12 protein-coding genes and 1 tRNA gene are annotated in these 9,429 nt (G+C 55.3%); 2 read left to right on the top strand and 11 right to left on the bottom strand.

Annotation, left to right across the window (positions count from 1 at the left end; translation table 11 throughout):
• Positions 1-4 precede the first annotated feature (4 nt).
• The 5 genes from RT52_RS06030 to RT52_RS06010 all read right to left on the bottom strand — a co-directional run bounded on the left by RT52_RS06030 (position 5) and on the right by RT52_RS06010 (position 3,589).
• On the bottom strand, positions 5-1,351 hold the full coding sequence (locus RT52_RS06030; protein ID WP_034815849.1) for an FAD-dependent oxidoreductase: 1,347 nt from the start codon (positions 1,349-1,351) through the stop codon (positions 5-7).
• A 186-nt stretch (positions 1,352-1,537) separates the two neighbouring features.
• Positions 1,538-1,825, bottom strand: coding sequence for a YesK family protein (locus RT52_RS06025; RefSeq protein ID WP_034815847.1), 288 nt, complete (start codon positions 1,823-1,825; stop codon positions 1,538-1,540).
• Positions 1,826-1,923: 98 nt separating this feature from the next.
• Positions 1,924-2,712 carry a twin-arginine translocase subunit TatC gene (gene tatC, locus RT52_RS06020; protein ID WP_034815845.1) on the bottom strand — a complete coding sequence of 263 codons (789 nt, stop codon included), beginning with the start codon at positions 2,710-2,712 and terminating at the stop codon, positions 1,924-1,926.
• Between the two features lie 2 nt (positions 2,713-2,714).
• A complete protein-coding gene (tatA, locus tag RT52_RS06015) occupies positions 2,715-2,933 on the bottom strand; it encodes a twin-arginine translocase TatA/TatE family subunit (protein ID WP_034815843.1) in 219 nt (72 codons plus the stop codon).
• Complete coding sequence (locus tag RT52_RS06010) at positions 2,933-3,589, bottom strand: redox-sensing transcriptional repressor Rex (protein WP_029596207.1); 657 nt, start codon at positions 3,587-3,589, stop codon at positions 2,933-2,935. The genes tatA and RT52_RS06010 overlap by 1 nt, the downstream gene beginning before the upstream one ends.
• Positions 3,590-3,738: 149 nt before the next feature.
• Here RT52_RS06010 and RT52_RS06005 point away from each other — a divergent pair, with 149 nt between their 5' ends.
• Together RT52_RS06005 and RT52_RS06000 are read left to right on the top strand one after the other, a co-directional pair.
• Positions 3,739-5,640, top strand: coding sequence for an ABC-F family ATP-binding cassette domain-containing protein (locus RT52_RS06005; protein WP_034815841.1), 1,902 nt, complete (start codon positions 3,739-3,741; stop codon positions 5,638-5,640).
• Positions 5,637-6,044 carry a hypothetical protein gene (locus RT52_RS06000; RefSeq protein WP_034815839.1) on the top strand — a complete coding sequence of 136 codons (408 nt, stop codon included), beginning with the start codon at positions 5,637-5,639 and terminating at the stop codon, positions 6,042-6,044. The genes RT52_RS06005 and RT52_RS06000 overlap by 4 nt, the downstream gene beginning before the upstream one ends.
• A gap of 45 nt (positions 6,045-6,089) precedes the next feature.
• Here the strand turns inward: RT52_RS06000 and RT52_RS05995 are convergent, their stop codons facing one another.
• The 6 genes from RT52_RS05995 to RT52_RS05970 form a co-directional block, all read right to left on the bottom strand.
• Positions 6,090-6,656 carry a hypothetical protein gene (locus RT52_RS05995; RefSeq protein ID WP_034815837.1) on the bottom strand — a complete coding sequence of 189 codons (567 nt, stop codon included), beginning with the start codon at positions 6,654-6,656 and terminating at the stop codon, positions 6,090-6,092.
• Between the two features lie 14 nt (positions 6,657-6,670).
• Positions 6,671-7,693, bottom strand: a complete 1,023-nt coding sequence (tsaD, locus tag RT52_RS05990; RefSeq protein WP_034808371.1) for a tRNA (adenosine(37)-N6)-threonylcarbamoyltransferase complex transferase subunit TsaD — start codon at positions 7,691-7,693, stop codon at positions 6,671-6,673.
• Positions 7,690-8,151: a ribosomal protein S18-alanine N-acetyltransferase gene (gene rimI / locus RT52_RS05985; RefSeq protein WP_034815835.1), complete on the bottom strand. Its 462-nt coding sequence runs from the start codon at positions 8,149-8,151 to the stop codon at positions 7,690-7,692. The genes tsaD and rimI overlap by 4 nt, the downstream gene beginning before the upstream one ends.
• Complete coding sequence (gene tsaB / locus RT52_RS05980; RefSeq protein WP_034808374.1) at positions 8,144-8,800, bottom strand: tRNA (adenosine(37)-N6)-threonylcarbamoyltransferase complex dimerization subunit type 1 TsaB; 657 nt, start codon at positions 8,798-8,800, stop codon at positions 8,144-8,146. The genes rimI and tsaB overlap by 8 nt, the downstream gene beginning before the upstream one ends.
• On the bottom strand, positions 8,797-9,246 hold the full coding sequence (gene tsaE / locus RT52_RS05975; protein ID WP_034815834.1) for a tRNA (adenosine(37)-N6)-threonylcarbamoyltransferase complex ATPase subunit type 1 TsaE: 450 nt from the start codon (positions 9,244-9,246) through the stop codon (positions 8,797-8,799). The genes tsaB and tsaE overlap by 4 nt, the downstream gene beginning before the upstream one ends.
• Positions 9,247-9,351: 105 nt before the next feature.
• A tRNA-Met gene (locus RT52_RS05970) sits at positions 9,352-9,428 on the bottom strand.
• Position 9,429 lies beyond the last annotated feature (1 nt).

Raw genomic sequence — 9,429 nt, 5'->3', positions numbered from 1 at the left:
TTTTTTATGCGTTGACTTTATCTTTCATCGCCGCGAGCGCCCCGCTGTTGATGAAGTGCCATGGCTTGTTGTAGTGCGGTTGGAAGAAGAAGTCGACATAGGCGAGTTCTTCGACCGTCATCTCGTTTTGGATGGCGAGCGACAACGTGTTGACCGCTTGCGTCATATCCGCTTTCGAGAGGACTTGTCCACCGACGACGCGATGCGTGCCGACTTCATAGACGAGTTTGAACTGAACCGGTTCAGCCGTCGGCATGAACTCCGGACGGTACGCGTCTTCAATCACGACACTCTCGACATCAAGACCGAACATGCCGGCCGCTTCTTCCGTGAGACCTGACGAGGCGATGTTCCAATCGTAGAGGCGAAGACCTGACGTTCCTTGCGTCCCTTGATAACGGACACGCGGTGCGATCAAGTTCTCAGCGACGAGCGTTCCCATGCGGACAGCGTTCGTCGCGAGCGGGATATAGGCATGTGTGCGCGCCGGGTTGTAATAGACGGCACAGCTGTCACCAGCCGCGAAGACGTCCGGGTTGCTCGTGCGCATATACTCGTCGACGATAATGGCGCCGTTTCCGAGCATGTCGACTTGGCCTTGAAGAAGTCCCGTGTTTGGGCGGAAACCGACACAGAGAATGACGAGGTCGGCCTCGAACTCACCTTTATCGGTCACGACGTGCGTGACGTTCCCATCTGTCCCACGGAACGCTTCGACCGTCTGGCCGAGCTCGAGGTCGATCCCTCGTGACGTCATGTCCGCTTCGAGTTGATCCGTGAACGATTTGTCGAGGTACTTGTTCAAGATGCGGTCGGCGCTATCGATGAACGTGACGTGTTTGCCGTACACTTCGAACGCCTCGACGAGCTCGACACCGATATAGCCGGCACCGATGACGGCGATGTTCGTCGCATCTTTCGCCCGCTCGATGATGCGCTGGGCGTGGCCATAGTTTTTGCAGAGCTCAATCCCAGTCATCTCGATGCCAGGAAGTGTCGGGACGATCGGCCATGAACCAGTCGTGACAATCAGACGGTCGAACGTGTCATAGACGTCTTCTCCCGTGTCGAGGTTTTTCGCATGGACTGTCTTCGCTTCCGTGTCGATGTTCAATACGTCGTGCTTCATGCGCATCGTCGCGCCGAGTTCTTCGAGCTCGGTCGGTGACGCATAGAAGAGCTCTTCGGCACGTTTGACGACACCACCGACGTGAAGGGCGATCCCACACGAGAGGAAGCTGACGTTGTCGTTGCGCTCATACACAGTGATGTCGAGATTGTCATGCTTGGCGAGTAAGCCTTTGACGGCTGCTGTTCCTGCGTGTGTACATCCGATGACTGCGATTTTCATATGGTAGTCTCTCCTTTGAGTGGTTGGCAAGTTTAGTTATGTGATAAATATCACATTTGATTTCTAAACTTAGTGTACTATTTCACAAGGATGTTTGACAATGACTATGCTCAGTTTTTCACGTAATTATGTCAAAAGTTTGAACGTCACTCGTGACACGAAAAAACCATCCCTTTTACAGGATGGTCAAGAGGATAGGCGCCGCTGTTTGAGCCAAAGATAGATGGCGACGCCGATATAAAGGATGAGCCCGAAAGCGTATAGACTAAATCCGACTAAGCTCCACCCCATCCCGTCCCAGCCTCGGATGAAGACGAGACCAATCAAGAACAGTGTATAGCCGATTCCCCCGAGAAGGAGCGGAAGCGTCAGTCTTCGCTTACGCGACGACCGTAAAAAATGAAGTGCGCAGATAAGTAAGGCCGTCGTCAAGACGCCGACTGCGATGAGCGCATCCCCGTAATATTCCCACATGACCTGTCCTCCCTGAATCGTTGATGGTCTCCTTATCTTACCACGGTGACGTCACACTTACTCGTTCAAAAAAAGCATCGCGTCCAAGAACGCGATGCTCACTTCTCATTCATCTGTTTCATCAAATCCATCTGTTCTTTCACTTGCGCTTCCTTCTCACGTCTGAGCACCCCGCGATACGTGACGCGTGAAATCGACAAGCTGATTTCATACAGGAAGAAGAGCGGTAGCGACACCATGAGGTGCGACGTCAAGTCAGGTGGCGTGATGAACGCCGCGATGACGAACAACGCGAAGTAGGCGTACTTCCGAATCTTTGATAAGAAAGACGGCGTCACGACCCCGATGCGCGTCAAGAACATCGTCACGACCGGCAGTTGGAACAAGAGGCCGAACGGGATCGTGAGTTGCAAGAGGAACGTGAAGTAGTTCGACGCCCCGATGATTTGCGTCAGCCCGAGGTCTTGCCCGAGGTTCGTCGAGATGTCGAGGACGAGCGGGAACAACCAATAGTAGGCGAACGCGAGACCGACGAGGAACAAGATGAAGATGATTGGGATATAGGCGAGCGTCCCTCTCCGCTCGTTCGGATGCAGACCAGGTGCGACAAACGCCCACAGTTGATACAGTAGAAACGGACTGGCCGCGACGAGACCGATGACGAGCGCCAAATTCAAATAAATCATGAGCGGGTCCGCGACCCCAAAGGCGTTCAGCTCTAGTCCTCGTTCGACGAGGTCCGCCTGTAGATAGGCGAGCACGTATTTGACACTCGGCAAAGCGGCCAAAAAGAAGGCAAAGACGACAAATGCCGACAGCATCAGTCGTCTCCGCAGCTCTGTCAAGTGGTCGGACAGCGCCCGCTCTTGATCAGGTTGATGGTTCATGATTACTGCTCTTTCTTCTCAGAATCTTTCTTGTCTTTTTCATCATGTTCGTTCATCATACCGCTCGTGGCATTTTTAAATTCACGGAGCGTCTGTCCGGCCGCACGGCCGAACTCAGGCAACTTCTTCGGCCCGAAGATGATGAGCGCGATAATCGCGATAATGAAGAGACTTGCTCCCCCCGGAATCCCGACGACGAGTGACGATGCTAGTAATTCCATTATTGATGGACCCCCTCAGCAGATGGATAGTGTTGCATAAAGTAAATGAGCGACTGGAGTTCGATCGACAAGTCGATATGATGGACGCGGACCGTGTCCGGCACCGTAAGTCGAGCCGGCGTGAAGTTCAAAATCCCTTTGATGCCAAAGCGGACCAAGTCATCGGCGACCGGCTGCGCATAGGCGGACGGGACCGTGAGGATGGCGACATCAATTTTGTTTTGCTTCATGATCTGTTCCATCTCATCGACGTGATGAATCGGGACACCGGACATCGTCGTGCCGACTTTTGTCTCGTCTGCATCGAACCCGACGACGATATGTGTGTTATTGTTTTTAAGGAAGTTATAGTTGACGAAAGCTGTCCCGAGATGACCGACCCCGACCAAGGCGACGTTCGTGATTTCGTCCTGGTTCAATGTCTTTCGGAAAAAGTCTAACAGATACTGTACGTTATAGCCATATCCCTTTTTACCGAGCGCACCGAAGTACGAAAAGTCGCGGCGAATCGTCGCCGAATCGACCTTGACCGCCTCACTCAGTTCGGCAGAAGAGACACGTTGTTTGCCTGATGAATGCAGGCTTTGGATAAACCGATAATATAGTGGCAACCGTTTGGCTGTCGCTTGCGGAATCTTTGGTTCGTTTTGACTCAACGGAAAGAGCCTCCTTTTTACGACACGTTACACACGAATCTGATTTCATACACCTTGATTGTAAACGAATTCACATGACCACTCAATGAATATACCTGAAAAGACTAAAAAATACAGTATACTAAATACAGAGAAAGGGGTTTTTTCACTTGATCCTATTGCAAGTCAACAACTTATCGAAATCATTCGGCGTCGAGCCGATTTTAGAGAACGTCAAACTCGAGATTCAAGAAGGTGAACGTGTCGCCCTCGTCGGCCGGAACGGTGCCGGCAAGTCGACGCTCCTCAAAGTCATCGCCGGGGAATATAACTACGACTCAGGCGACATCATGAAGCCAAAAGACGTCACAATCGGCTACCTCGCCCAAGACTCCGGGCTAGAATCGAGCGAGACGATCTGGAACGAAATGCTCACCGTCTTCACCGATTTAATCGAGCAAGAACAAACGCTCCGACGGATGGAGCAAGACATGGGCAGTGAACGCATCTTGAACGATGCGGACGCCTATGAACGGCTCCTCGCCGCGTATGACGAGGAACAACATACGTTCAAGGATCGCGGCGGCTATCAATATGAAGCGACGATTCGCTCGGTGCTACACGGGATGCGGTTCTATCCGGACGACTTCGACCGTCAAATCGACACGCTCTCGGGTGGGCAACGAACGCGTCTCGCCTTGGCGAAGATGCTCCTCCAGAGCCCGGACCTCCTCATCTTGGACGAGCCGACGAACCACTTGGACATCGAGACGCTCGCGTGGCTCGAGAAGTACTTGAGCGGCTATAAAGGGGCCGTCCTCATCGTCTCCCACGACCGCTACTTCCTCGACCGGGTCGTCTCGGTCGTCTATGAACTGTCGCGTCATCGGAGCCGCCGCTTCGTCGGCAACTATACGAAGTATCTCGAACAGAAAGCGGCCCTCTATGAGCAAGAGAAGAAGCAGTTCGAGTCGCAACAAGAAGAAATCGCCAAGATGCAAGACTTCATCCAACGTAACATCGCCCGGGCGACGACGACGAAGCGTGCCCAGAGCGTCCGGAAGCGACTCGAGAAGGTCGACCGGATGGACGCACCGGACGGCGACGAACGCAGCGCCGTCCTCTCGTTCACGATTAAGCGCCAGAGCGGGAATGATGTGTTGAGCGGGAGCGACCTCGCCATCGGCTATGAGGAACCGATCGCTCAAAACCTGCGCTTCCAGCTGCAGCGCGGCGAATCGGTCGCCCTCGTCGGCCCGAACGGGGTCGGCAAGTCGACGCTTTTGAAAGTGTTGACGAAACAACAGCCGGCGCTCACCGGCGACATCCGTTACGGGACCGGCGTCGAAATCGGCTACTACGACCAGGAGCAACAGAATCTGTCTGATAAGAACCGCGTCATCGACGAGATTTGGAACGACTGGCCGCTCATGCGCGAGCAAGACGTACGGAGCCTGCTCGGCCAGTTCCTCTTCAGTGGGGACGACGTTATGAAACGGGTCCACGAACTGTCAGGCGGTGAACGGGCCCGCTTGACGCTCGCAAAGCTGAAGCTCGAACAGCCGAACTTGCTCATCTTGGACGAGCCGACGAACCACTTGGACCTCGACTCGAAGATGATTCTCGAGAACGCGCTCCTCGACTATCCCGGCACCATCCTGTTCGTCTCGCACGATCGGTACTTCATCGACCGGCTCGCCACGCGGGTCCTCGAGATCACGCCGAACGGGATCGACGAGTACCTCGGTGATTACTCGTACTACGTCGAGAAGAAAGAAGAACTCGAAGAACTGGCCCGGCTCGCACGCGTTGAGACGAAACAAGTCGTCGTCAAAAAGCAACGGGCCGACAAGGAACAACAACGTGAGGAGCGTCGAATAAAACAGCGCATCGAAGAGATCGAGCTCACGATTGAACAGCACGAGGCGCGCCTCGAAGAGATTGAACAGCTCCTTTGCGAGCCGGACGTCTTCAACGACTTCGCGCGGGCACAGGAGCTATCGAGCGAGTCCGACGCGACGAAAGAGTCAATCACGGCACTGTATGCGGAATGGGAGGAGCTCCATTCATGATGCGGTCCCGTGCGCTGCGGATCGACTGGTTGCATGCGTTTTTGACCGGTCTCGCCTTCATCGTGCCGACCGGGACTGAATTCGTGTCCGAGCTCATCCGTGGAGAATCGACGATCGTCCCGACAATCGTGTTTTACTTCTTGCCCGTCGTCATCGGCTTCATCATCCAGACGTGGAGCGGCATCTTCATCAGTCTCCTGAGTGGATTGCTCATGAGCACGCTCTTCATCCGCCTCGTCGTCTGGCCGGTCGACGTGACGGTGCATAGCTTTTATGCACCCGGGTCGGTCTGGTTCCACTTCTATCAAACGACACTGTTCATGTGGGTGCTCGCGCTCCTCGTCTTCATCGTGAGCCGCGTGAATATGTGGTATAAACAGAAAAAACATCGTCCAGAAGCATGAAAAAGGGAAGCGTTCTCCTCGAATGGAGTCCGCTTCCCTTTTTGTTTAGAAATAACGCAGTGGCAAGAAGCCGCGTGTGTGGAAGTCGAGTTTCGTGCCGTCTTCGGTGATGAAGAAGACGTATTCGTTCGTGTCGACGTCACGGACGAACACTTTGTAAAATGTCATCGCTTCTTCCCGGTTCGTCACGTAGCGTGCTTCATGGGTCGAGATGACTTGGGCGAACAGCTGTTGCTCATCGAACTCAGCGATGAGCGATTCGAACTGCGCCGCCTCTTCCTCGGTCGCCTCGCGTCCCGGGAAAAGTTCGTAGTAGGCGTCGCTCGCCTTCGGTTGAATCCCTAAGTTGCGATCGACGACGAGGACGCTCTCGATGTCTTGGTCGTCCATGTTCTTATACCCATACAGCGCTTCGACGAGCGTGTTCTCGCCCGTGACCCGGCTGATGCCTTCAAGCGATTCGGCCCCGGTGAGCGAACGCACACGCGTCGCTTCCGGCACGATTTCTTCTTGATAGGCGATATTGTAGGCGCGGATAATCTCTCGTACTTGCAAAAACGTCGCGACGACGAGCAGTACGACGAGCCCGCCAATGATGATGCGTTTCGTCATGTCTCTATTTCCCCCTAGACTGTCATGCTCTCTTCTAAGGATAACCCAGGAACCGCATTCATCGCTAGTGTATCGCGCTTCCCGCGCACATACGCGTGATGTCCCGCGACCCCGATCATGCCGGCGTTGTCCCCACAAAGCGCGAGCGGCGGGATGACGAGGCGGATGCCTTCTTGGTCAGCCGCTGCCTGTAGCGCGGCCCGCAGGCCACGGTTGGCCGCGACACCGCCGGCGACGAGGAGTTGTTTCGCACCTTTCTCGTTCACGGCACGAATCGCCTTCTCGACGAGCACTTCGACGACACTCGCTTGGAAGCTTGCCGCCAAGTTCTCCGGGATAATCGTCTCGCCCCGTTGCTCGGCGTTATGGACGGCGTTGATGACCGATGACTTCAGCCCGCTGAAACTAAAATCGAAGCTGCCTGGCTCGAGTCGGACGCGTGGGAACTTGTACGTGTCTTCCCCGCTCGCCGCGAGACGGTCGATGGCCGGTCCGCCTGGATAAGGGAGGCTCAGCGTCCGGGCGACTTTGTCGTACGCCTCACCGGCCGCATCGTCACGCGTCTCACCGATGACTTCGAAGACGCCATGTTCTGGCATATAGACGAGCTCGGTATGACCACCTGAGACGACGAGGCAGACGAGCGGAAAGTCCATCTCTTCGACGAGATCGTTCGCATAAATATGCCCGGCGATATGGTGCACCCCGATGAGCGGTTTGTTGTGAGCGAACGCGAGCGCTTTGGCGGCACTGATGCCGACGAGGAGCGCCCCGACGAGTCCAGGACCTTGCGTGACCGCGACGGCGTCGACGTCTTGCATCGTCACACCGGCTTCACTGAGGGCGTCGTCGATGACGTACGTGATCCGTTCGACGTGATGGCGCGAGGCGACCTCGGGCACGACGCCGCCGAACCGTTTATGGCTTTCAATCTGCGACGAGACGACGTTCGATAAGAGCGTCTTGCCGTCCTTCACGAGGGCGACCGACGTCTCATCACAACTCGACTCGATTGCCAAGATGAGTGATGTGTTCATTCGGTTTCACTTCCTAACTTCGCCCAGTAAATCAAGGCGTCTTCATTGTTGTCTTGATAGTAGCGCTTGCGGCGACCGGCACACTCGAAGCCGAACTGCTCGTACAGCTTCTGGGCGCCGACGTTCGAGACGCGCACTTCGAGCGTGAGCGCGGCGAGCGACTGCGAACGGGCGTATGTGACGAGCGCGTGAAGCAATTGATTCCCGACGCCTTGACCTCGAAATTCCGGCAAGACGGCGATGTTCGTGATGTGGCCCTCGTCGACGATTTGCCAGACCCCGGCGAAGCCGATGACACGGCGGTCCTGGACGGCGACAAAATAAATCGCTTGTTCGTTTCGAAGCATCTCGTTCATAAACGCTTCTTTCGTCCACGGAATCGCGAACGAGGCCTCCTCGACGGCCGTCACTTCTTCGACATCAAGCCACGTCATACGGCGGATTTTGATATCAGCCATTGTTCTGTCCCTCGAGCCACTTCGCCTCCGCCTCAGCGAGACGAAGATACTCCGGCTCAAACGCGTGGACGTCCGGCGTCTCTTCCCCGAGTGCGACGAGGTCGCTCGCGCGTCCATAGCAGTGGGCGGCTGGCGCTTCTTGATAGGAATAGTTTGCCAAGACGTCACGGAACGGTTCGACGTCACCGACGACGACGAACGCCCCTTCCATATGTGTCTCGAGCCATGTCTCAACGGACGCATGGGCGTCCGGAGTTAGCGGCTCATTATGCTGGTAATATCCGATATAGGCGTTTCCGCGTCGTGCGTCGATGAGCGACACGACCGGGAGATCCGTGTTTGGTGCCGCCGCCATGAGGCGAAGTGCCGAGACACCGACGAGCGGGATTTGGAGCGTGTAGGCGAGCGTCTTCGCCGTCGTCACCCCGATGCGAATGCCTGTGTACGAGCCCGGTCCAGTCGTGACGATGATGCGCTCAAGTTCAGCCGGTGTCCATTTGACGGCTGCCATGAGCTGCTCAATCATCGGCATGAGCGTGACGGCGTGGTTTTTCGACACCATGACCGTCGCCTCGGCTTGAATCGTGCCGTTCTCACTGAGCGCGACCGACAGTCGTGTCGTCGCCGTATCAATCATCAACTGCTTCATGCGAGCACCTCCTTGACGATCGTCTCGTACTTCTGTCCGACCGGTTCAAACGTCAACCGTCTTTCTTCATCGCCGACACGCTCAATCGTGATGGCGAGCCGTTCAGCCGGGAGCGACGACTCAATCAAGTTCGACCATTCGACGATGGCGACGCCGTCCCCGTTGATGTACTCCTCAAGACCGATATCGTCCCCGGTATCTTCGAGACGGTAGACGTCCATATGATAGAGCGGCAAGCGCCCTTGGTATTGCTTCATGATCGTGAACGTCGGGCTGTTGACGTTCCGTTTCACGCCGAGGCCTTTGCCGAACCCTTGCGTGAACGTCGTCTTTCCGGCACCGAGGTCCCCGTTCAATGTTATGACCGTTCCGGCCGTGACCAGTGTGGCAAGTTTTTCCGCCACCGCTTGCGTCTCAGCCGCGGAATGGGTAATCAATGTATACATGAATGTTTCTCCTTTAGTGGTTGTCGCGATACGTACTCATTGTACACTCCATTTTAGACAAAAAAAAACACGAAACGTTATCGTTTCGCTATCTCATTTAAAAATTGGTTGCGGGGGCTGGATTTGAACCAACGACCTTCGGGTTATGAGCCCGACGAGCTACCAGACTGCTCCACCCCGCGA

Source organism: Exiguobacterium alkaliphilum 12/1, from assembly GCF_000714435.1.
In the GTDB taxonomy this organism is placed as follows: domain Bacteria; phylum Bacillota; class Bacilli; order Exiguobacteriales; family Exiguobacteriaceae; genus Exiguobacterium; species Exiguobacterium alkaliphilum.
This window is presented reverse-complemented; position numbering and strand designations above follow the sequence as displayed.

Bases quoted from the DNA above. Each gene is read 5' to 3' on its own strand.
- RT52_RS06030 (WP_034815849.1), bottom strand. From the start codon at position 1,351: ATGAAAATCGCAGTCATCGGATGTACACACGCAGGAACAGCAGCCGTC.
- RT52_RS06025 (WP_034815847.1), bottom strand. From the start codon at position 1,825: ATGTGGGAATATTACGGGGATGCGCTCATCGCAGTCGGCGTCTTGACG.
- tatC (WP_034815845.1), bottom strand. From the start codon at position 2,712: ATGAACCATCAACCTGATCAAGAGCGGGCGCTGTCCGACCACTTGACA.
- tatA (WP_034815843.1), bottom strand. From the start codon at position 2,933: ATGGAATTACTAGCATCGTCACTCGTCGTCGGGATTCCGGGGGGAGCA.
- RT52_RS06000 (WP_034815839.1), top strand. From the start codon at position 5,637: ATGATGCGGTCCCGTGCGCTGCGGATCGACTGGTTGCATGCGTTTTTG.
- RT52_RS05995 (WP_034815837.1), bottom strand. From the start codon at position 6,656: ATGACGAAACGCATCATCATTGGCGGGCTCGTCGTACTGCTCGTCGTC.
- tsaD (WP_034808371.1), bottom strand. From the start codon at position 7,693: ATGAACACATCACTCATCTTGGCAATCGAGTCGAGTTGTGATGAGACG.
- rimI (WP_034815835.1), bottom strand. From the start codon at position 8,151: ATGGCTGATATCAAAATCCGCCGTATGACGTGGCTTGATGTCGAAGAA.
- tsaB (WP_034808374.1), bottom strand. From the start codon at position 8,800: ATGAAGCAGTTGATGATTGATACGGCGACGACACGACTGTCGGTCGCG.
- tsaE (WP_034815834.1), bottom strand. From the start codon at position 9,246: ATGTATACATTGATTACCCATTCCGCGGCTGAGACGCAAGCGGTGGCG.